This window comes from Pseudomonas sp. KH_027, from assembly GCF_057838565.1.
Window position 1 is genome coordinate 1557344 of record NZ_CM174470.1, and the last position, 20563, is coordinate 1577906.

Sequence of the window (20563 nt, forward strand, 5' to 3'; positions counted from 1 at the left end):
ATGAATCTAATCGGAGCAGAGCCGCAAGATAAAGTTCCGCGGTGTGGCGGTGCTTAGGCTGGCAGGTAGGTACTTAGGAGGGCAGGTGTGACCGGGATGGTTGAATATTCGCGGGCAATCCTGATCAATCGACAGGTTGGCTAGGGCAGAGTAAATGAGCTTGCAGCAGTCTTTCAGCGTGGAAAGAGGCTGGTAGAGGTCTTTACCTGGGAGCCATCGAGGGGCCGGTGCGCTTGGCATCAGCAGGGTGCTCTTGGTGAGCGGATCTGCTGGAGGGACTGGCCTAATTGACTTTCAGCTTGGTACTAACTCCGCCACCATAACCGATTTCCCGGCTTGTGGATAGCCGTAGTGGACCGCTGGCGTGGGGTAGGGCGCAATGCATCCGTCTGGATGCCGTGGCTCGGGTAAACTCCGGGCAGAAAAAAGCCCCACCCGAGGGCGAGGCTTTTTCTCAGAACAGGAGGATTAAACCACCTGAACTTCTTCAGCTTGCATACCTTTCTGGCCTTTGGCAGCCACGAAGGAAACAGTCTGGCCTTCTTTCAGGCTCTTGAAGCCGTCGCTCTGGATGGCTTTGAAGTGTACGAACAGGTCGTCGCCGCCAGATTGTGGGGTGATGAAGCCGAAGCCTTTTTCATCGTTGAACCACTTGACGGTACCAGTTTGGCGATTGGACATGGTGTTTCTCCTTGAACAAAGTTAACTACGGTCCTGGAAGAGCCCAGGCCGAGACTGAGTGCAAAGAGTAAAAGGAGTCGTGGAGATGGTTGGATCGAGATCTAACATCAATTGCGATTCGCGGTGACACAAGCAGCACAGTCCCAACACCATACGCGTTTTGCTCGGGAAGTGCGAGCCTTTGTGCCGTCGCTTTCTCTCGTTGCGACACTCGGTCTGAGCCTGCGAATACGAGCGACGTCAATGCGTTGCCTGCGCCGGCGACAGCGTCATGCGCCATGCGAATAGCCGCATGAGGCGATGCCGAGCGCGCCGTTCAGGGCCCGGCCGGCGCGCTGCTCGCCACCCCGGACTGCGAGAGGAATTTGCTGAGGAATTGCCGGGTGCGCTCTTCGCGCGGATGGGCGAACAGTGCCTTGGCTTCGCCTTGCTCGACTATCACGCCCTTGTCGATAAAGACCACGCGGTTGGCTACATCACGGGCGAAACCCATTTCGTGGGTGACGATGATCATGGTGCGTTTTTCTTCCGCCAGGCTGCGGATGGTGGCCAGCACCTCGCCAACCAGCTCCGGGTCGAGCGCTGAAGTCGGTTCGTCGAAGAGGATGACGTCCGGCTCCATCGCTAGGGCGCGGGCGATGGCGACACGTTGCTGCTGACCGCCGGACAGTCGCCTGGGGTAGGCATCCTCCTTGCCTGCCAGCCCGACCTTGGCCAGTAACGTGCGGGCGCGCGCCACGGCAACGCTGCGTGACTCCTTCTTGACCACCATGGGGCCTTCGATGACGTTCTCCAGCGCTGTACGATGGGGGAAGAGGTTGAAGCTTTGGAAGACGAAACCCACATGTTGGCGCAGGGTGCGGATCAGCTCCTTCTGTTTGTTCAGGGGGCGACTGCCGTCGATCAGGATGTCGCCGACGCGAATGCTGCCGCCGCTGGGTTCTTCCAGCAGATTCAGGCAGCGCAGCAGGGTGGTTTTTCCCGAGCCGCTGGGGCCGATGATGGCGATCACCTCACCCGGCGCCACGTCGAGGTCGATGCCGTCGAGTACGGTCTGGCCCTTGAAGTCTTTGCTCAGCTTGCGAACTTCGATCATGGGCGTTTCATGACTCTTGGTTGTGGCGGTTCACCCGTGCTTCCAGGTGGTTCTGCAAGATTGCCAGTGCGCTGGCGAGCAGCCAGTAAATCAGTGCGGCGGCCAGGTACATGGTGAAGATCTCGAAGGTTCGCGCCGTGATCAGTTGGGCCTGGCGGAACAGCTCCGGCACCTGGATGGTGGCGGCCAGTGCGGTGTCCTTGACCAGCGAGATAAAGCTATTGCCCAGCGGTGGCAGGGCGGTACGCGCGGCTTGCGGAAGAATGGCGCGGCGCAGGATTTGCGCGTGGGTCATGCCGATGCTGGCGGCGGCTTCCCATTGACCCCGGTCGATCGAGGCGATCGCTGCGCGGAGGATTTCGCAGGTGTAGGCGGCCATGTTCAGCGAGAAACCGATCAACGCCGCGGGCAGTGGGTCCAGTTGGATACCCAGTTGCGGCAGGCCGTAATAGATCATGAAGAGTTGCACCAGCAACGGTGTGCCGCGGAAGAACGAAACGTAGATCCGCGAGCTCCAACTCAATAGCCGAAAGCGCGACAAGCGCATCAGGGCCAGCAGGAAGCCCAGCAGCAGCCCGAAGAACATCCCGCCCAGGCTCAGAACCACCGTATAGATCGCGCCCTTCAGCAGGAAGGGCGCGGAGTCCAGCGCAAGCTGCAGGCTTGCTTCGATCATTGGGTCACGTCAGCTTTGAACCACTTTTCGGAGATCTTCGCCAGAGTGCCGTCGGCCCGCAGTTTGGCGATGGCCTTGTCGATGGCGGCAAGCAGTTCGGGGTTGCCCTTGCGCAGGGCAATGCCGGCTTCCTGAGGGGCGAAAGGTTTGCCGGCAACGGCCAGCGTGTCGCCGGTCTTGCTGATCAGTTCGAAGGCGGCGAGGCGGTCGCCGAGGATGGCATCGAGGCGGCCGACACGCACGTCCTGGTTGCGGGTCGCATCGTCATCGTAGGTGCGGATGTCGGCCTGCGGCACATTGTCCTTCAGCCATTGCTCATAGTTGGTGCCCAGTACCACGCCAACTTTCTTGCCGTTCAGGTCGGTGGGCTTGCTGAACTGGCCTTCCTGGCCTTTGCGCGTCAGCACCTGGATGCCGGACACGGTGTAAGGTGCCGAGAAGTCGTACTTCTTCTTGCGTTCTTCGGAGATGGTCACCTGGTTGATCACCACATCCAGGCGCTTGGATTCCAGCGCGGCGAGGATGCCGTCCCACTTGGTCGGCTGGAATTCCGGCTTGACCCCCAGCTCCTTGGCTAGCGCCTGGGCGAACTCGACTTCGAAGCCAGTCAGCTGGCCGTTCTCATCCTGATAGTTGAAGGGCGGGTAGGTGCCCTCAAGGCCGATCTGGATGGAGCCGCGTTGCTTGATCTGTTGCAGCAGGTCTTCAGCCGCGACGCTGTTGCCGATGACATTGGCGCCGAGCACCAGGCCCAGGCTGCCGAGCAAGAAGGTGCGGCGTAAGGTGGAGAGGTTCATAGCGTGTCCCTGTGTTGTTAAGCGGTGGGATAACTATAGAGTCAAAATTTATATGTAATAAAGTGATAAAAAATTTAGTTGTGCTGCTTTTTTGGAATATGCGGTTTATCGGCTCAAGGCTGCTGCTGGATGATAGGCGAATAGCGCCGGTGAGCCGCCGGTATGCAGGAATAACAGCGGGCCGCTACCGGGGAAACGCTGGCGAGCGATGCCATCGAGCAGGCCAGCCATGGCTTTGCCGGTGTATACCGGGTCGAGCAACAGGCCTTCGCTGCTGGCGACCAGCTTGATCGCAGTCAGGGTCGCGGCATTCGGCTCGCCATATCGGGGGCCGAAATACTCGTCCCATAGCTCGACCGCGAAGTGGCCGGGGAGGGGGATGCCGAGCAGTTCGGCGGTGCGCTCCGCCAGCCCCTGGACCTTCGGCAGTTGCGCGGCAACGGTACGGGAGACAGTGACCCCGATGACCGGCAAATCCGGCAGCAGTTGCGCCAGAGCCAGGGCTAGGCCGCTGTGGGTCCCGGCGCTGCCGGAAGCCAGCAGCAGCGCGGAGAAGTCCAAGCCGGCCTGCTTTATTTGCTCGGCCAACTCCACCCCCGCCCGCACATAGCCCAGAGCGCCCAGGGCGTTGGAGCCGCCAATGGGCACCACGTAGGGCGTTTTGCCCTGCGTGCGCAAACGCTCGGCGAGTGCTTGCAGTTGCTCATCGGCGTTGTCGAGGTTGTCGACTTGTTCAACCTGCGCATCGAACAGATCCAGCAGCAGTCGATTGCCGTTGCTCAAGTAATTGCTGTCGCGGGTGCCGATCGGATTCTCCAGCAGCGCCACGCAACCCAGGCCCAGGCGCGCGGCAACTGCCGCGGTCTGTCGCACATGGTTGGACTGAATGGCGCCCGCAGTGACCAAGGTGTCCGCACCCAGGCGCAGGGCGTCGGCGGCAAGGTATTCCAGCTTGCGCACCTTGTTGCCGCCGAGGGCGAACTGTGTGGTGTCATCGCGTTTGACGTAAATATCCCGCCCCAGCTTGGCAGACAGGTGAGCCAGCTTTTCCAGCGGTGTTGGCGCGCTGAACAGTTCGAGGCGAGGAAAACGGCTGAGTTCTTTGCTGATCATGGCGTCTGGCTGAAGGTTCGCGGAAGGGTGGCGTTGCCGGGTCGGCGCCGGTCGATGCCATTGACTATAGGTAGGCGCCAATACTCGGCGCAACCCGTTCATCCGGCGCGCCCTGTGCCTGGTTCTGGCTGGTCGGCTAAGCGTGCTTGTCGAATAGTGTCAGTGCTTGTGTGTTTTGGCTAATTTCTATTAGTATTGTTGCAAACGCACAGAGGTTATCGCCATGAGTGCACTCATCAAAGCCCTGCCTGACGCCGACGCGGTGCTGGCCAAGGCCTTGCTCAATACCCGCGAGCAACTGGGGCTGACGCAGCAGGAGCTGGCGGAGATCGTGGGCGTGCATCGCACCGCCATCACCCGCTGGCAGGACAGCGGCGGCTTGCGCCCGCAGAGCAAGACCGGTGAGCTGGCCTTGTTGCTGATTCGCGCCTACCGCGCCTTGTTCGCCTTGTTCGGCGGCAATCTCGATGACATGCGGCACTTTTTGCGTACCGAAAACCGCCATCTGGCGGGCGTGCCGTTGCAGCAGATGGGCAATGTGCAAGGGTTGGTGCGGGTGGTCGAGTACCTGGATGCCATTCGCGGCAAGGTCTGAGAGCGCTGTTTCGCGCGGTTTGACCACGCACGGCAGGTTCTGAGTCATACAAGGAAAAATGGCCATGGATATCTGGCAGGCCTGCCGCGGTACAGAACAGATCAAGCCCCTGCGCGGGCGCCTGGTGCGCATGGTGGAAAGCCAGGAGCAGGTAGCGACGCTGCAACTGGTCGACAACCTGGCAGAGCAGGCGCTGCTGGAAGAGTTGATCGAGACCAGCAAGCCGCCGCTGCCGAAAAGTGCAGAAACGCTGCATTACCTGTTGAAAACCCCCTTTCGCTATCCGCCACTGCGCTGGGGCTCGCGTTTTGGCAGCGTCTACGAACCCAGCCTGTTCTACGCCGCCACGCGCCTGGAAACCGCCATGGCCGAGACGGCGTATTACCGTTTCGTGCTGTGGGACGGCATGTTCAGCCCGCCCCCCAGCGGACGGGTCCTGTCCGAGCATTCTTCCTTCGCGGCGCGTTATCAGGTCGAGCGCGGTATCCAGTTGCAGCTCCCGCCATTCAGCGGACATCGGCGTGAATTGACCGACCCACTGCACTACCGGGCAACCCAGGCCTTGGGGGGAGCGATGCGTGGCGCCGGCGTAGAGGCGTTCGAGTACCAGTCCGCCCGCTGCCCGTTGGGGGGCAGCAATGTCGCGCTCTATACCCCGCAGGCTTTTACCGAAAAACGCCCGCGCAACCTCACGCCCTGGCTCTGCGAAACCACTGCCGCCTATGTGGCGTTCAAGCATGCGCAGGCTCCCGATACGCCGCGCTTGTTCCGTTGGGACGACTTTCTGGTCGAGGGGCGGCTGCCGCAACCGGCGTGAGACTGACGATGGGCAACCGTTTACGCGGTGTGCTGAAGTCTGCACCGTGGTTGCCGAGAGGCGTTCGTCAGTTTGTGTCGGACACTGTCATGCACAGGTTTGGCGCAGCACGAGCGGCGAGTTGGCGGATACGGGTAATGGCTCGCCGTGGGGGCCAGGGTGGAGCCGCGTGTATTGCGGGTGGCTCGCCCACATTCGCCGGCCACGGCCGGCTTTCAGCGCGCATGTCCCCAGTGTTTCTGGCTGCCTGTCGCCTGCCGGCAGGGCATGACCGAGCGCAGTTGCCTGTCGCGAATTCAGCCCCGTTTCGGCCTTCGTACATTTATATGGATTTGACCCGCAAAGCATCGGGCAGATGCCCTTAAACGGGGCGGCTTGAGTGCCAGCGCAAAAACTTGTGCACAATTGCGAAGCGGCTTGTCAAGCGCTTGCCATAAACGCGTGTAAGTCCTTGATTCTTTCTGTCGATTTCTTAAGTCAATGAAAAATATAGTTTTTTTCAGCTGGTGAAAAAAGCATCAATTTGACTTTGAGGCCCATCCCATCGGGCTTGGCGACCCTTGCTACCAAGTTGTCCACTGAGTTATCCACAGCTTCTGTGGATTGTCCCGAGCGCTTGCTCTAGAGCGCGGCCGGGCGTTTTTTGCAAGCCTTTAGCGGCGGAAAAAAGAGGGTAGAGTGGCGCGCCTTTACCGCCATCCCAGTTAGTTATGCCTGGCATCTCAGTCACTCTACCTGCCGTTTCAGCCCCCGCTCGCCTACGTCTGCCATTGCGAGTAGCACTCTGGTTATTGGGTAGCCCACGCTTGGGACGCTGCCGTCAGTGTCAAGCGGTTGGCCGTGCGTCTGCTCAAGCAACCCGCATGCGAGGGCGTGGTACTGAGGCCTAACGCGCTGGATCGTGTGCAGGCACTTAAGCGTGCCGTGTGCGGCTGGGTATACTGCCCGGCATTCTTGCGCGGAGCCCTCTATGCCTATCGATTTGCCCAACCTGCTGATGGGTCTGTTTGCCGCCGCTGTACCATTGCTGGTGTTGGCTTGGCAGCTGCAACGGCGATTGGCGCTGAAGCACGCAGAGTGCGCATTGCTCGATGAGCGCTTGAGTACCGCGTTGCTGGCCCAGGATGGTCTGACGGCGCAGCTCGATGCGTATCGCAGTGAAGTCGTTGAACTGATCGAAACCAAAGCCGAGCAGCAGGCCGAGTTGGCCGCATTGCGCCGCGAAGCCGAATTGCTGCAGCTGGAGCGCGGCACGGCGCGCGAGGCCGCCCAGGGCTGGCGCACCGAGCGCGAACAGAAAGAAGCCGAGCTGCGCTCGCTGAGTGCCGAGCGTGCCGGCCTGGCGGCGGAGCTGCGTGAGCAGCAGGACAGCCATCAGCAGCGTCTGAACGACTTGCAAGGTTCCCGCGATGAGCTGCGGGCGCAGTTCGCCGAACTGGCCGGAAAGATCTTCGATGAGCGTGAGCAGCGCTTTGCCGAAACCAGCCAGCAGCGCCTCGGGCAGTTGCTCGACCCCCTCAAGGAGCGCATCCAGTCCTTCGAGAAACGCGTCGAGGAGAGTTATCAGCAGGAGGCCCGCGAGCGCTTCTCGCTGAGCAAGGAACTGGAGCGCTTGCAACTGCTCAACCAGCGTCTGAGCGATGAGGCGACCAACCTGACGCGCGCCCTGAAAGGCCAGAAGACCCAGGGCAACTGGGGCGAGCTGGTACTGGAACGGGTGCTGGAACATGCCGGTCTGGAGAAGGGCCGTGAGTACCAGACCCAGGTCAGCCTCAAGGGCGCCGAAGGTCAGCGTTTTCAGCCGGACGTGTTGATTCAGCTACCCGGTGACCGTCAGGTGGTGGTGGATGCCAAGGTCAGCCTGACCGCCTATCAGCAGTTCGTGGTCGCCGACGACGAACCGCTGCGCCAGCAGGCGCTGAAGCAGCATGTGCTGTCGCTGCGCAACCACCTTAAAGGCCTCTCGGTGAAGGACTACCAACGCCTGGATGGGCTGCACAGCCTGGACTTCGTGTTGCTGTTCGTGCCGATCGAAGCGGCTTTCGCCGCCGCCTTGCAGGCCGACTCCGGACTGTTCCAGGAGGCATTCGAGCAGAATATCGTGATCGTCAGCCCGACCACCTTGCTCGCCACCCTGCGTGTGATCGACAGCCTCTGGCGCCAGGAGCGGCAGAGCCAGAACGCCCGCGAGATCGCCGAGCGGGCCGGCGCGCTGTACGACAAGTTCGTGGCTTTTATTGTCGATCTGGACGAGGTCGGTACTCGCCTGCAACAGCTCGACAAGGCCTATGCCGGTGCGCGCAACAAGCTCACCGAAGGCCGTGGCAATATCATCAGCCGTGTGGAAAACCTCAAGCTGCTCGGCGCCCGCGCCAGCAAGAGCTTGCCCGCCGAGTTGCTGGAGCGGGCGGCTGGCGTGCCCTTGTTGGACGAGGCGGGGGAGTAGGCTGTTGCAGCGGGGCTCTGGCGGGAGCGGATTTATCCGCGATCGGGCCTTTCAAGCAACTCAGCCGTTGCGGCCATGGCCCCTCCCGCAAGAGCTACTCGGTGTTCTTTCTGCTGGATAGGCGTCGTTCTCGGGCTCGGCTTCGCGGATAAATCCGCTCCTACAACCACGGTTCAACCGCGTAGCGCTTCGGCCGCCGCTCGCTGCGCCGCTGGCGAGTGCTGCAGATAATCCAGCGCCACCTCGATACTCCCCTCGTTGCGCGGATGAAAGCTGGGCAGGAAGTAGCGCAGCACCGAGCGGCCGATGCCACCCATGGGCGGCAGTACATCGCGCTTACCCAATTCGAACCAGAGCTTGAGAAAGCCTGGGCGGTAACGGGTCGTCGGGTCCTGGCGCATCATCAGTCGTGAGCCGCTGCTGAACAGGAAGATCAGCGCCGGTACCGCGATCAGCATGTACAGCCAGCGCATCAGGATGCTGCCGCCCAGGTGCACATGCAGATCATGGGCGACGCAGCGGTGCTCGACTTCTTCGGCGCCGTGCCAGCGCAACAGGTCGAGCATCACCGGGTCGGCGTCATCCAGGCTGCGGGTGGTGATGATCCAATCACCGAGCACACAGGTGAAATGCTCGACAGCGGCGATGATTCCGACCCGCTGGCGCAGCCACCAATTTTGCAGCCGGCGGCTCAGCTGGTTTTCCCCCAGCGGGTAGTCGCACAACGCTTTTTCGAACAACCAGTCGAGGCGCTTGGTGAATGCTGTGTGGTCGATGCCGTGACGCACCAGATAGGGCGCCAGCGCGCTGTCGTGGGCGCGGGCATGCTGCGCTTCCTGTTTGATGAAGCCACGCACGTCGTCGCGCAGTTGCGCGTCGGTCACCAGCGGCACGGCGCGGTTGTACACCCGGCAGAACCAGAACTCGCCGGCGGGTAGCAGGATGTGCAGGGTATTCATGATGTGCGAGGCCTCGGGCTCGCCGGGTACCCAATGCAGCGGGGTGTCGGCGAAATCGAAGCGCACTTTGCGCTGCTCCAGGCGATGGGGTTGTGCGCTCATTGTTGTTTTCCTTCTCGATCAAGCGGCCAGATTCAGGCGCGCCAGCAAGCGCGACAGCCAGGGTGCAAAGCGCCACTGCGCGACGCTCAGGTGCGCCTCGCCGCCGACGGCGATCACGGCTTTGTTGTGCTGTACGGCGCGCACCAGTTGTTCTGCGACTGTCTCGGGGCTGAGGTTGCGGCGGCGGTAAAGGCGCTGGGCCTTGGCTTTTTGTTTGGCCTGCGCGGCGGCACTCAGGCCGTTGAAGCGGGTGGCCTGGAGGATGCCGGTGTTGACCAGCCCGGGGCATACGGCCGTGACGCCGATGCCTTGCCCGGCCAGTTCGGCCCGCAGGCATTCGCTGAGCATCAGCACCGCGGCTTTGCTGGTGGCATAGGCCGGGTAGTTGCGCGACGGCACAAAGGCCGCGGCCGAGGCGATATTGACGATGTGCCCAGTTTTGCCGGCTTCGACCATCTGCCGGGCGAACAGCCGACAACCGTCGATCACGCTCCACAGGTTGACCCGCAGCAGGCGTTCCCAGTCCGCCGCGCTGGTGTCCAGCATGGCGCCAGCCATGCCGATGCCGGCGTTGTTGACCAGGATGTCGATGCTGCCGAAGCGTTGCTTGACCCAGTCGGCGCAGGCTTCCATCGCCGTGCTGTCGCCGACGTCGAGTTGGTAGGCGTAAGCCTCGGCACCCAAGGCACGGGCCAGTTCGGCGCTGCGTTCGGCAGCGGCCAGGTCGATGTCGGCGGCCAGCACGCTGGCACCGCGCTCGGCGAAGCTGAGCAGTGTGGCGCGGCCGATTCCACCCCCGGCGCCGGTGACCAGTACCAGCTTGCCGGCATCAGGGCCGGCACCCGGGTTGACCTGCGCCCGTTGCAAGGCTGCGCTGTTTTCACCCTGCTCCAGGTGGCCGACGAACTCGCGCAGCCAGCCGCCCAGTTGTCTGGGCTCGGCCAGCAGTTGCCAGTGCCTGGCGCGGATCTCGCGGCGCCAGAGCTTGGGTGCCCAGTGCGACAGTTGCTCGAACAGTTGCGGCCGCACATAACGGTCGCGGGTCGGCACTATCAGTTGCACCGGCACCTCGGTAGGGCGCCGGCGCGGCTGGAGCAGGCTATGGATGAAGTTGGCGCGATACAGCTTGACCCCATGCCGGCCATCGGCGGCGAGGCTGGCGCTGGCTCGGGCGCCCCGTATGCCTTCGACCCGCTGCAGATAGGTCGGCCAGAGCCGGGCCAAGCCAGCGCGCCAGGCCAGTTCCGGCAGCCAGGGCGTATGAAACACCCCCACATACCAGGAACTGAGCAGTTGCCCGCCGACCTGGGCCCAGGCGCGCGGGCTTTTCTGCCGCAGGCGGTCGCGCATCCAGTGGCCGATATGGTCAAGGCAGGGCCCGGAGATGCTGGTATAGGAGGCCAGCAGTGGTGCCAGGCGCGGTTCGGTTACCGCCTCCCAGCTTTGGATCGAGCCCCAGTCGTGGGCCACCAGATGCACCGGCTGGTTCGGGCTGAGTGCATGGATCACCGCTTCCAGGTCATTGGCCAGCTTGTCCAGCCGGTAGTCCAGGCGTTTGCCCGGTTTGTCCGAGGCGCCGAAGCCGCGCACGTCATAGGCGATAATTTGGTAGTCGCTGGCCAGCTCGCGCACCAGTGGCAGCCAAACTTCGTGATTGTCCGGGTAGCCGTGGACCAGCAGCAGGGTCGGGCCGCTGGTGTTGCCCCAGCGGTAGGCCGCCAGTTCGAGGCCATCCCCCGTGACCCGCAGGTGCTGTGTTTCGAGCTGCCCTGGTTCGAGCTGCTCCGATTGAAGCGTCAGAGGCGCGTTCATGCGGCCACCGCTTGGGCTGCGAGTAGGCCACGGGCTTGCCAGCGGCGTACATGGGGCAGGTCGTCGTCCAGCCAATAGGCATCGGTCTCGGTGACTACCAGCAACTCCTCGAACTTGGCCCCGACCCCACGAAAGCCCAGGTGCGGCTCCACCGCCCAGAGCCCTGGCGTCGGTGGGTGTTGCGAGCGTGCATGGCTGGACCACAGCGGCGACCAGCCCTCGCGGCGGCCGGTGAGCAGCGCATTTTTCATCAGGGTGGCGATATTGCGCACGCCAAAGCGTGCCAGCGAAGGTCCACTGTTGCGTGCGCCGAGCTTCTCGACCCGATGGGCCAGCACTTCGAAGGGGTAGGCCTTGTGCCGCGGCAAGGTGCCTTGGGTGGCGCACAGGCGATCCACCGCTTGGCTGACCTGGGCCATGGGCAGGCGTTGCTTGATTTGCTCAACGATCAGTTGGCGGTGGGCCATCAGATCGTCCTGCAGCTGCGCCATCAACAGGTTCTCGCCAAGCGCGCCGCTGTAGCCGATATCGGCGGTATAGGCACCGAGGGTTGGCGCGCAGTCGAGGATGAACGGCATGCCTTCTTCCAGGCGTTGCTTGCCTGGATAGAACGCCAGGTTGAAGCCACCCAGGTGACGCAGACCGTCGAAGCCCTCGAATGCGGTACGCCGGCCGAACCAGGCAAAGGGCTGATGGAACCAGTCCTGCACCCCGTGATCCTGCAACCAGGTTTTCATCAGCGCCGCGGTTTCCTTCTCGCTGATGCCGGGCTTGAGTTCCTTGGCGATGGTTTGCGCGCAGCGATAAGCGAGTTGCTGAATGGCGCGAAACTGCGTCAGGTCGTGGACGGTCAGGGCGGATGCGCTGGCGGGCATGGAGGTTCTCCGGTGGCGGCAAACTATTACATCGTTCAATGTCACATTGAGTGTTGGTGAGAAGGTGCGCCGTTGACCAGTGTCATGGCCGGCCTGCGCGACAGCCTGTTACCGCGTTACCGTCACCTTGAGAGCCCCGCCGCGACTGGGGTGGATGACTTTTCGGCGAGTGGCTGCGGCGCGCGTCGCCGGCAAGTCCAACCCAAGGTTGGGCAGGGTGCGGCGGTTGTTGCTGGCCGATGCGGGCAGCTATGATCGGCGCCATGAAAAACATTCCTTCGTTCAAGCTGGGTGGCGGGTCGCTGAGTGCGGTGGCTTCGGGGTATGGGGCGGCGCTGGATTTTGAGGGGTACGGGAAAGAGAAAGAGGCCGGTGATTACCGGATGGCGATCCTCTTCGGGATACGCGGCGTGTTTCAAGTAACGAGCGCGGTGCTTGGATCGCTCACTGCACTTTCATACTGCTCTCCACTGATCGAAGCCTTCGGTAAGAAATTCGGCGAGCGGATGATCGGTAAGCTCATCACTCAGGTAGCCGCTCGTCTGCTGTTGGCGCGTGCGGCGCTGGTCTTTGCCAGCCTCGAAGTGTCGATCTTCTTGCTGGCTTTGACGTTGATCATCTGGTACCTCACCGACGACGATTTGCAGAAGTGGTGTGACCGCTGCGCGTTCGGGTTGAAGCGCAAGACGCTCCCGGATGCATACAAGGCTGCGGAGCCCCAATTGAAAGCGTTCCAGGCTGCACTCACGGGGGCCGAATGAGCGAAGGCTTGACCACGATCTCGGGCACCGTCAGTACCCTGTCAATCTATGACGGCGAGCAGGAGTTCATCCATAGTTCGGCGCAACGAGCGGCTGGTGTTGGCGCTGCGGCCGGTCTTGCGGCGGCAGGGCTGGCAGGTGCGGCGGTCGGTGCGTCGATGGCTGCAACTTCGACGGGCGATCCGGTGCAGTTCTTCTCATGCAACGTCGGTGATCAAACTGTGGCGGGGCAGTTCTCGAAGGCATCCTTCAAAGAAGGCGACGAGTTAATCGCCGTGGTTGACACCCGAGGTCAAGTCCTGGCGATGCAAAGGCCGAGCGATCAAATGCTTTGGATTGCGCTGCATTGTTCGCGGGGAGTGCGAGCCCATCTTCGGTTTGCGATGCGGCTGTTCTGGTGGGTGTTTATTGGGTTTCCTGCATTCGGCATGCTTTCATATTTAGGTTTGAATACATGGGTCAACCACAACCCCATGAAGATGGATTTGATTCAGTTTATGGGTGCAATTTGCTTGGTGCTCGGTGCTATAGCGGCGTTCTACTACTCCATCCGCTTTTACTTCCAGTGGCGCCCCTTCGCCCAACAAGCCGAACGCATCTTTGCCGCACTCGGATACCCCGACCCGCCGCGCGTTGACCTGCCTCGCGACCACAAGCACTACTGCAAGGCGCATGGAATCAAGTGGCCGTACTTGACGGACGGATCGTGGATTTATCACTACCCTGATCCGCGTGATGTGTCGAATGCGTGAGGGATTGCCAGAGTTGAAAGTCGAACCGGCTCGCAGCGCCCGTGTAGCGGGCGCAGTGCGCTATCGAATTTGTAGTGAAAGGCGCGTTCACTTCACGGACAACGACTTGCAGAAGTGGTGCGACCGCTGCGCGTTCGGATTGAAGCGCAAGACGCTCCCGGATGCCTACAAAGCGGCAGAGCCTCAGTTGAAGGCGTTCCAGGCTGCACTGACGGGGGCCGAATGAGCGACGGTTTGACATTGATCTCGGGGATCGTCAGCAACCTTGAGTTCTACGATGGAGAAGAAGAATTCATCCGTAGCGCGGGGCAACGCGCAGCGGGGGCTGGCGCTGCGGTTGGTCTTGCTGCGGCGGGGGTAGCGGGCGCAGCGGTTGGCGCATCCATTGCGGCCAGTTCTGGTGGGGACTCGGTGCAGTTCTTCTCATGCAACGTAGGCGATCAACCCGTTGCTGGGCGATTCTCGAAGGCATCCTTCAAAGCGGCGGATGAACTTATCGCGGTGATCGAGAAGCAACAACGCAGTACCGATCAGATTGCAGCAGTTATGAGGCCGAGAGATCAGACGCTTTGGATGGTGCCGCACTGTTCGCGTGGTATTAACGCACACCGTCTCTTTTGCTTTCGAGTCTTCTTTGGCGCGATGGCTGCGGTCTTGGTTGTAGTGGGAGGTTTTTTTGGAATCTTAGATTGGCACAGTGAGGGTACATGGGACAAAAGCTTCACACTGTTTTGGATGGCTCTTGTTGGTGCAAACGCACTGGTCATCGCTTGCTATTACTCCATCCGCTTCTACTTCCAATGGCGCCCCGTCGCCCGACAAGCCGAACGCATCTTTGCCGCACTCGGCTACCCCAATCCTTCGCGCGTTGATCTGCCCCGCGATCACAAGAAGTACTGCAAGATTGCAGCGTCTCTTGCCGTCGGCTCCGCTGAGCGTGGAGCCTGAGCCGACGACCGAGTACATGGTCGATGAGCTGGCCCGTGAGGCGGGCACCACGGTGCGCAACTTGCGTGCCTATCAGGATCGCGGCTTGTTGCCACCGCCGCAGCGGCGCGGGCGGGTGGGTATCTACAGTGGCGAGCACCTGGCCCGACTCAAGCTGATCGGCGAGTTGCTGGAGCGTGGTTACAGCATCGCCAGCATCCGCGAGCTGTTGGACGCCTGGCAGCAAGGTCAGGGCTTGGCACAGGTACTGGGGCTGGATCAGGCGATCATCGGTCCGTGGAACCAGGAGGAACCCGGCAGGCTCGGCTTCGACGAGTTGCAAGGGGTGTTCGGTGCGGCTCTGGACGATGGCATGATCGACCGGGCGCAGGCGTTGGGGCTTCTGGAGTTCGCCGGCGACCACTTGCGGGTGCCCAGCCCGCGATTGTTTGCTGCCGGTGTGCAGCTGTTCCAGGCCGGCATTCCGCTGCCGGTGCTACTGGATGAGCTGGCCGCGATTCGCGCCAATGTCGAGCAGGTGTCCGCCGGCATCGTGCGGATGATCGTCCAGCATCTGGTCAACCCGTTGCTGGCCAACTCCCTGCCACGCGCCGACGAGCTGGAGCGTCTGAGCGCGCAGCTGTTACAGCTGCGGCCGCTGGTCGAACAGGTGGTGGAGACCGAGTTGGCGCGAGGCCTGCAGGTGTCGGCCAATCGCGAGTTGGGTGAGCGGGTCGGCGAATTATTCCAAGGCTTTCTCAAGCCGTAGGCTGGGTAGGGCGTAGGGTGGGTTAGGCTCCCGAACACGGATGCCGATACACAAGCGAAGCGTAAGGGCGCCGTAACCCACCGCCGCATGCCGCCAATGGTGGGTTACGACGCCTCGTGGCATTGTGCAGCCAATCCGAGCGGCGAATGGGTGTCTAGCCCACCCTACGAGTGCGTTGCGGCGAACCGAGGACCTTTCAGCGCAAACTCAGGTGCCGGCTCAGCAGGGCGCGCAGTGCCGCCGGCTTCACCGGTTTGGCCAGGTAGTCGAGGCCGGCGGCGTGGACTTCGGCGATCAGCTCGGGGCGGCCATCGGCGCTGATCACCACGCCTGGCACCGGTTCGCCGAGTTTGCTGCGCAGCCAGGCCATCAACTCGGTGCCGGTTTCGCCTTCGTCCAGGTGGTAGTCCACCAGCGCCAGTTGCGGGCGCACGTCTTCATCCAGCAGATGCTCGCATTCCAGGCGATTGCGCGCCGTCCAGACCTGGCAGCCCCAGCGTGAGAGCAGGCTGTGCATGCCTACCAGGATGCTGTCTTCGTTGTCGATGCAAAGCACCTGGGCGCCGTTCAAGGCCTGGCCGTTGAGCTCCGGGCCGAAGCCATTGAGCGCGAGCGGCGCTTGGTCGCGTGCCAGCGCTACGCTGACGCTGAACACGCTGCCCTTGCCGGGCCAGGAACGGACTTCGAGCTTGTGCCCGAGCACCCGGCAGAGGCCGTCGGCAATCGCCAGGCCCAGGCCCAGGCCTTTTTCGGCGCGGGTCTGGTGGCTGTCGAGGCGTTTGAACTCCTCGAAAATCACGCTGCGTTTGTCTTCCGGGATGCCCGGGCCGCGGTCCCAGACTTCCAGCCGCAACTCGCCCGCGCTGCGCCGCACCCCGAGCAGTACATGGCCCTTGGCGTAGCGGAAGGCATTGGTCAGGAAATTCTGCAGCACCCGCCGCAGCAGCTTGATATCGCTGTCCACCCGCAGTTGGCTACCGCGCAGGTGGAAGTCCACGCCGTGCTCTTGCGCGAGGACCTTGAATTCGGCGCCGAGGGTGTCGAATAACGCATTGAGGGCGAAGGCATGCCGGTCCGGGGTGATGCGGCCGTTTTCCAGGCGTGAAATATCCAGCAGGTCGCTGATCAGGTCTTCCGCCGAGCGCAGCGAGCTGTCCAGGTGCCGCACCAGCTGTTGGGCCTCGCTCGGCAAGGTTTCCGGCTGATGGGCGAGGGCGGCGGAGAACAGTCGTGCGGCATTCAAAGGCTGCATCAGGTCATGGCTGACCGCCGCGAGGAAGCGGGTCTTGGACTGGTTGGCGGATTCCGCCACGCCTTTGGCTTCGCTCAGTGCCAGGTTCAGTTGCGAGAGTTCTTGGGTGCGCTCGACGACGCGCTGTTCCAGGCCTTCGTTGGCTTCCTTGAGGCCCTGTTCGGCCTCGCGGAACGCGGTGATATCGGTGAAGCTCATGACGAAGCCGCCGCCGGGCATCGGGTTGCCGATCAGTTCGATCACCCGGCCATTGGGGAACAGCCGTTCGGAGGTGTGCGCGCGGCCCTGGCGCATCCAGTAGAGGCGCCGCTCGACATGCGAGTCCGCCTCGCCGGGGCCGCACAGGCCGCGTTCGGCGTTGTAGCGGATGATATCGGCGATGGGCCGGCCGACGCTGATCAACCCCTCGGGGTAGGCGAAGAGCTCCAGGTAACGGTGGTTCCAGGCCACCAGGCGCAGCGACTGGTCGACCACGCTGATGCCCTGGGTGATGTTCTCGATCGCGCCTTGCAGCAGGGTGCGGTTGAACTGCAACACCTCCGAGGCTTCATCGACGATGCGCACGACATCCTCGACCTGCATCTCGCGGCCTTCGATGGCCGCCTTCACCACCGCACGGGTGGACGAGGCGCCGAGTACGCCGGCGAGCAGCCGCTCGGTGTGGGCGATCCAGTCACCATTGGCCTGCTGGCTGGGATTGAAGGCCTTGCCTTGGCGCGAGGCGAAGCGGTTGAAGCTCTGTTGCGCGCGCTCTTCGCCGACAAAGCGACTGGCCAGCGCCAACAGGTCGTCCACTTGCACCGCGAGTTGGCTGCGGGTGCTCGGTTTGCTGCCGAACTCCTGACCGATGAAGCGCCCGGCTTGCCAGTGCTCGGAAACCCGGGTGCGCGAGAAGTACGAGACCCAGACAAACAGCATCGAATTGCTGGCCAGCGACAGCACCACGCCACGGGTCAGCGGGTCGACCTGCAGGCCGATCGGCTGGTACAGCAGGAAATTCAGACCGGGGAAGCCTTCCAGCGACCAGCCCAGGCTGCGCGCCACCACCGGCAGTACCAGGGTGTAGAACCACATCAGCGCGCCCGCCGCCAGGCCGGCGAACACGCCGCGGCGGTTGGCCTGCTTCCACAGCAGGGCCCCGAACATCGCCGGCGCCAGCTGGGTGACGGCGGCAAAGGAAATCTGCCCGATGGTGGCCAGGCTGGCGTTGGAGCCGAGCAGGCGATAGCAGACATAGGCCAGCAGCAGGATGACCACGATGCTGACCCGGCGCACCGACAGCATCCAGTGGCGGAACACCTCGAACGGCCGCTCGGCACTTTGCCGGCGCAGCAGCCAGGGCAGCAGCATATCGTTGGAGACCATGGTCGAGAGCGCCACGCTGGCGACAATGACCATGCCGGTGGCCGCCGACGCGCCGCCGATGAAGGCCAGCATGGCCAGCGCCGGGTGCGCTTGCGCCAGCGGCAGGCTGATGACGAAGGAGTCCGGTATGACCCCGGCCGGCAGCAGCATCTTACCGGCCAGCGCAATCGGGATGACGAACAGCGCAGCCAGCGCCAGGTAGGCCGGGAACACCCAGCGCGCCAGGCGCAGGTCCTGCGGTTCGATGTTCTCCACCACGGTGACGTGGAATTGCCGTGGCAGACAGACGATGGCCATCATTGCCACCCCGATCTGCACCAGCATGGACGGCCAGTTCACCGTTTCCGCCCAGAACGAATCCAGTTCCGGGGTGGCCTTGGCCTGGCTGAGCAGGTCGCCGAAACCGTTGAACAAACCGTAGGTGACATAGGCGCCGACGGCCATGAAGGCCAGCAGCTTGACCAGCGATTCGAAGGCGATCGCCAGGACCATGCCGCGGTGGTGTTCGGTGACATCGAGGTTGCGCGTACCGAAGAGGATGGTGAACAGCGCCAGCACCAGCGACACCACCAGGGCGGTGTCCTGGGCCAGCACGCCGGTCGCATCGCGGCCGCTGTCGGCGCCGATCAGCAGGTTGACCCCGAGGACGATGCCTTTGAGTTGCAGGGCGATATAGGGCAGCACGCCAACCAGGCAGATCAGCGCCACCACCACCGCCAACAGCTGCGACTTGCCATAGCGCGCGGCAATGAAGTCGGCAATCGAGGTGATGTTCTCCTGCTTGCTGATCATCACCATCTTCTGCAACACCCAGGGGGCGAGCAGCATCAGCAGAATCGGGCCCAGGTAGATGGGCAGGAACGCCCAGAGTTGCCCGGCTGCCTGTCCGACCGCGCCGAAGAAGGTCCAACTGGTGCAGTACACCGCCAGCGACAAACTATAGACCCAGGCCCGCACGCGCGGCGGCATGGGCGTGCGGCGGCGATCGCCATAAAAGGCAATGGCGAACAGAATGGCCATATAGCTCAGGGCGACCGCAGCGATCAGCCCACTGGACAACGACATGCGAACTCCAAACAAAAACCGGTGGCAGGCGCTGAGACCGGAGCCTTTTCAGATGCTGCCGAAGGGAACGCTCAGGGCCCGCTCAGTGTCGCATCAAAGTAGTGTTCAGTCAGGCGCGACTTAGGTCGCAGGTGCCGTCGGCGCTACTGCTACCCTGTTAACGTGGCGTGCAAGCGTCGATTAAGGATGGGATTCATGTTCAAGCCGCAATTGATCACTCTGCAGCGCGGTGCGCTGCGCCTGGAACCCATGGTCGATGGCGATATCCCGGCGCTGGTGGCGTTGGCTGAAACCAACCGCGATGAGTTGCAGTATATGAGTGGGCCGCTGCGCCTGGATTGGTACCGCAACGGCTTGATCGAACAACGCAACGGCCAGGCATTGCCGTTTGTGATCCGGCTGGGCGATCGCCTGGTTGGCACCACGCGCTTCGCCGCCTTCCTGCCAACCCTGCCGGCCACCGAAATCGGCTGGACCTGGCTGGATCGCAGTCAGCATGGCACCGGGCTGAACAGCACGATCAAATACCTGATGCTGCGGCATGCTTTCGATAGCTGGCGCATGGTGCGGGTGCAGTTGCAGACCGCGGCGAGCAACTTGCGCTCGCAACGGGCCATCGAGAAGCTCGGCGCGCTGCGCGAAGGCGAATTGCGCAATCACCGTCGCCTGGCCGATGGGCGGCTGGATGGCAGCGTGCTGTACAGCATCACCGATCAGCAATGGCCGCAGGTGAAGGCCAGGTTGGAGGCTTCATTCAGCCTCTAGGCTGGCGCTCAGTCTGAAGCAATATCCCTGTCGCGTTTCGCGGTTACGCCGCATCATGATCACCGCAGATATTTCTCGGGAACCCTTCATGGTGGCAGGTGAGCGCACGCGTTTTTGGCAGGCAGCGGAGTTGGGCGGCCTGGAGTTGCTGGCGGCTGACTACGTCGAGCAGCGTTTCGCCCCGCATGTGCATGAAGGCTATGTGATCACCGTGATCGAGCGCGGTGGGCAGTACTTCCAGCACCGCGGTAGCCAGCATCTGGCACCGGTCGGCAGCATGGTATTGATCAACCCCGATGAGGTGCACACCGGTTCCAAGGCCCATGAAGATGGCTGGCGTTATCGCGGTTTCTACCCTGAGCCGCAGCAGTTCGAGAGCGTCTTGAGCGAACTGGAACTGGCCCCGCCAGGCATGCTGTCTTTCCCGGCCAGCGTGCTGCATGATCTGGAGTTGGCGCAGGCGTTCGGCGCGATGCACCGGTTGTTCGAAGGCTCGGCAACGGCCTTGCAGAAACAACATGCCTGGCGCGAAGCGTTGCTGGTGCTGCTGCAGCGACATGCGCGGGTGCCCGCCGTGGCGCCGCCGGGCAGCGAGCCACAGGCGGTGACGCGGGCGAAGGAGTTGCTGGCCGCCCAGTTGCTCGATCCACCATCGCTGGAGCAACTGGCCGCGGCGGTCAATCTTTCACCGTTTCACTTCGCTCGGGTGTTCCGCCGGGCCACCGGCCTGCCGCCGCATGCCTGGCTCAAGCAGCGGCGGCTGGAGCAGGCTCGGACATTGTTGAAAACCGGCTGCGCGCCGATCAACGTCGCGATGCAGCTGGGCTTTGCCGATCAAAGCCACCTGACCCGTCAGTTCAAGCAGGCCTATGGTGTCGGCCCGGGTGAATACGGCTTGGCGTGCGCAAGATCGTTCAAGACGGATTGAGTCGGGACGC

Annotated in this window: 18 protein-coding genes; 9 read left to right on the top strand and 9 right to left on the bottom strand. The window is 62.6% G+C overall.

The annotated features are described in order from the left end of the window. Window positions 1-468 precede the first annotated feature (468 nt). From AC3IYG_RS07330 to AC3IYG_RS07350, 5 genes are all read right to left on the bottom strand, one after another. Entirely contained in the window at window positions 469-681 is a 213-nt protein-coding gene (locus AC3IYG_RS07330; protein WP_119955720.1) for a cold-shock protein, read from the bottom strand. 316 nt (window positions 682-997) lie between these two features. Beyond that, window positions 998-1777 (bottom strand): L-cystine ABC transporter ATP-binding protein TcyN, encoded by a 780-nt coding sequence (gene tcyN, locus AC3IYG_RS07335; RefSeq protein ID WP_489313134.1) that lies wholly within the window; start codon window positions 1775-1777, stop codon window positions 998-1000. A gap of 7 nt (window positions 1778-1784) precedes the next feature. Further along, window positions 1785-2450 (bottom strand): cystine ABC transporter permease, encoded by a 666-nt coding sequence (gene tcyL, locus AC3IYG_RS07340; protein ID WP_489313858.1) that lies wholly within the window; start codon window positions 2448-2450, stop codon window positions 1785-1787. Next, a complete protein-coding gene (gene tcyJ, locus AC3IYG_RS07345; RefSeq protein WP_489313135.1) occupies window positions 2450-3250 on the bottom strand; it encodes a cystine ABC transporter substrate-binding protein in 801 nt (266 codons plus the stop codon). Before tcyJ ends, tcyL begins: the two co-directional genes overlap by 1 nt. Before the next feature lie 105 nt (window positions 3251-3355). Beyond that, window positions 3356-4363 carry a D-cysteine desulfhydrase gene (locus tag AC3IYG_RS07350; protein ID WP_489313136.1) on the bottom strand — a complete coding sequence of 336 codons (1008 nt, stop codon included), beginning with the start codon at window positions 4361-4363 and terminating at the stop codon, window positions 3356-3358. Between the two features lie 223 nt (window positions 4364-4586). Between AC3IYG_RS07350 and AC3IYG_RS07355 the strand changes: the two genes are divergently transcribed. From AC3IYG_RS07355 to AC3IYG_RS07365, 3 genes are all read left to right on the top strand, one after another. Beyond that, window positions 4587-4958: an antitoxin Xre/MbcA/ParS toxin-binding domain-containing protein gene (locus AC3IYG_RS07355; protein ID WP_489313137.1), complete on the top strand. Its 372-nt coding sequence runs from the start codon at window positions 4587-4589 to the stop codon at window positions 4956-4958. Window positions 4959-5022: 64 nt separating this feature from the next. After that, on the top strand, window positions 5023-5775 hold the full coding sequence (locus AC3IYG_RS07360) for an RES family NAD+ phosphorylase (protein ID WP_489313138.1): 753 nt from the start codon (window positions 5023-5025) through the stop codon (window positions 5773-5775). A 1084-nt stretch (window positions 5776-6859) separates the two neighbouring features. Then, a complete protein-coding gene (locus AC3IYG_RS07365; RefSeq protein ID WP_489313859.1) occupies window positions 6860-8221 on the top strand; it encodes a DNA recombination protein RmuC in 1362 nt (453 codons plus the stop codon). A 173-nt stretch (window positions 8222-8394) separates the two neighbouring features. Here the strand turns inward: AC3IYG_RS07365 and AC3IYG_RS07370 are convergent, their stop codons facing one another. The 3 genes from AC3IYG_RS07370 to AC3IYG_RS07380 are packed head-to-tail and all read right to left on the bottom strand — an operon-like array spanning window position 8395 to window position 11969. Continuing rightward, window positions 8395-9282 (bottom strand): metal-dependent hydrolase, encoded by an 888-nt coding sequence (locus AC3IYG_RS07370; RefSeq protein ID WP_489313139.1) that lies wholly within the window; start codon window positions 9280-9282, stop codon window positions 8395-8397. An 18-nt stretch (window positions 9283-9300) separates the two neighbouring features. Beyond that, entirely contained in the window at window positions 9301-11094 is a 1794-nt protein-coding gene (locus tag AC3IYG_RS07375; protein WP_489313140.1) for an SDR family oxidoreductase, read from the bottom strand. Next, window positions 11091-11969, bottom strand: coding sequence for a M24 family metallopeptidase (locus tag AC3IYG_RS07380; protein WP_489313141.1), 879 nt, complete (start codon window positions 11967-11969; stop codon window positions 11091-11093). The genes AC3IYG_RS07375 and AC3IYG_RS07380 overlap by 4 nt, the downstream gene beginning before the upstream one ends. 263 nt (window positions 11970-12232) lie before the next feature. Here AC3IYG_RS07380 and AC3IYG_RS07385 point away from each other — a divergent pair, with 263 nt between their 5' ends. From AC3IYG_RS07385 to AC3IYG_RS07400, 4 genes are all read left to right on the top strand, one after another. Continuing rightward, window positions 12233-12730 carry a hypothetical protein gene (locus AC3IYG_RS07385; protein ID WP_489313142.1) on the top strand — a complete coding sequence of 166 codons (498 nt, stop codon included), beginning with the start codon at window positions 12233-12235 and terminating at the stop codon, window positions 12728-12730. Continuing rightward, complete coding sequence (locus tag AC3IYG_RS07390) at window positions 12727-13482, top strand: putative type VI secretion system effector (protein WP_489313143.1); 756 nt, start codon at window positions 12727-12729, stop codon at window positions 13480-13482. Before AC3IYG_RS07385 ends, AC3IYG_RS07390 begins: the two co-directional genes overlap by 4 nt. Before the next feature lie 222 nt (window positions 13483-13704). Next, the gene (locus tag AC3IYG_RS07395; RefSeq protein WP_489313144.1) at window positions 13705-14430 is read left to right on the top strand and encodes a putative type VI secretion system effector; all 726 of its coding nucleotides are present in this window, start codon (window positions 13705-13707) and stop codon (window positions 14428-14430) included. Then, on the top strand, window positions 14366-15178 hold the full coding sequence (locus AC3IYG_RS07400) for a MerR family transcriptional regulator (RefSeq protein WP_489313860.1): 813 nt from the start codon (window positions 14366-14368) through the stop codon (window positions 15176-15178). Before AC3IYG_RS07395 ends, AC3IYG_RS07400 begins: the two co-directional genes overlap by 65 nt. A gap of 196 nt (window positions 15179-15374) precedes the next feature. Here the strand turns inward: AC3IYG_RS07400 and AC3IYG_RS07405 are convergent, their stop codons facing one another. Beyond that, the gene (locus AC3IYG_RS07405; protein WP_489313145.1) at window positions 15375-18860 is read right to left on the bottom strand and encodes a hybrid sensor histidine kinase/response regulator; all 3486 of its coding nucleotides are present in this window, start codon (window positions 18858-18860) and stop codon (window positions 15375-15377) included. A 195-nt stretch (window positions 18861-19055) separates the two neighbouring features. On the opposite strand from AC3IYG_RS07405, the gene AC3IYG_RS07410 reads away from it, so the two are divergent. Together AC3IYG_RS07410 and AC3IYG_RS07415 are read left to right on the top strand one after the other, a co-directional pair. Continuing rightward, window positions 19056-19625, top strand: a complete 570-nt coding sequence (locus AC3IYG_RS07410) for a GNAT family N-acetyltransferase (RefSeq protein WP_489313146.1) — start codon at window positions 19056-19058, stop codon at window positions 19623-19625. A gap of 88 nt (window positions 19626-19713) precedes the next feature. Then, window positions 19714-20553, top strand: a complete 840-nt coding sequence (locus AC3IYG_RS07415; RefSeq protein ID WP_489313861.1) for a helix-turn-helix transcriptional regulator — start codon at window positions 19714-19716, stop codon at window positions 20551-20553. Window positions 20554-20563: the final 10 nt, after the last annotated feature.

Coding starts and splice junctions, on each gene's coding strand:
- AC3IYG_RS07385 (WP_489313142.1), top strand. CDS start 12,233: ATGAAAAACATTCCTTCGTTCAAGCTGGGTGGCGGGTCGCTGAGTGCG.
- AC3IYG_RS07355 (WP_489313137.1), top strand. CDS start 4,587: ATGAGTGCACTCATCAAAGCCCTGCCTGACGCCGACGCGGTGCTGGCC.
- AC3IYG_RS07380 (WP_489313141.1), bottom strand. CDS start 11,969: ATGCCCGCCAGCGCATCCGCCCTGACCGTCCACGACCTGACGCAGTTT.
- AC3IYG_RS07390 (WP_489313143.1), top strand. CDS start 12,727: ATGAGCGAAGGCTTGACCACGATCTCGGGCACCGTCAGTACCCTGTCA.
- AC3IYG_RS07330 (WP_119955720.1), bottom strand. CDS start 681: ATGTCCAATCGCCAAACTGGTACCGTCAAGTGGTTCAACGATGAAAAA.
- tcyJ (WP_489313135.1), bottom strand. CDS start 3,250: ATGAACCTCTCCACCTTACGCCGCACCTTCTTGCTCGGCAGCCTGGGC.
- AC3IYG_RS07350 (WP_489313136.1), bottom strand. CDS start 4,363: ATGATCAGCAAAGAACTCAGCCGTTTTCCTCGCCTCGAACTGTTCAGC.
- AC3IYG_RS07360 (WP_489313138.1), top strand. CDS start 5,023: ATGGATATCTGGCAGGCCTGCCGCGGTACAGAACAGATCAAGCCCCTG.
- AC3IYG_RS07395 (WP_489313144.1), top strand. CDS start 13,705: ATGAGCGACGGTTTGACATTGATCTCGGGGATCGTCAGCAACCTTGAG.
- AC3IYG_RS07415 (WP_489313861.1), top strand. CDS start 19,714: ATGGTGGCAGGTGAGCGCACGCGTTTTTGGCAGGCAGCGGAGTTGGGC.
- tcyN (WP_489313134.1), bottom strand. CDS start 1,777: ATGATCGAAGTTCGCAAGCTGAGCAAAGACTTCAAGGGCCAGACCGTA.
- AC3IYG_RS07375 (WP_489313140.1), bottom strand. CDS start 11,094: ATGAACGCGCCTCTGACGCTTCAATCGGAGCAGCTCGAACCAGGGCAG.
- AC3IYG_RS07410 (WP_489313146.1), top strand. CDS start 19,056: ATGTTCAAGCCGCAATTGATCACTCTGCAGCGCGGTGCGCTGCGCCTG.
- AC3IYG_RS07370 (WP_489313139.1), bottom strand. CDS start 9,282: ATGAGCGCACAACCCCATCGCCTGGAGCAGCGCAAAGTGCGCTTCGAT.
- AC3IYG_RS07405 (WP_489313145.1), bottom strand. CDS start 18,860: ATGTCGTTGTCCAGTGGGCTGATCGCTGCGGTCGCCCTGAGCTATATG.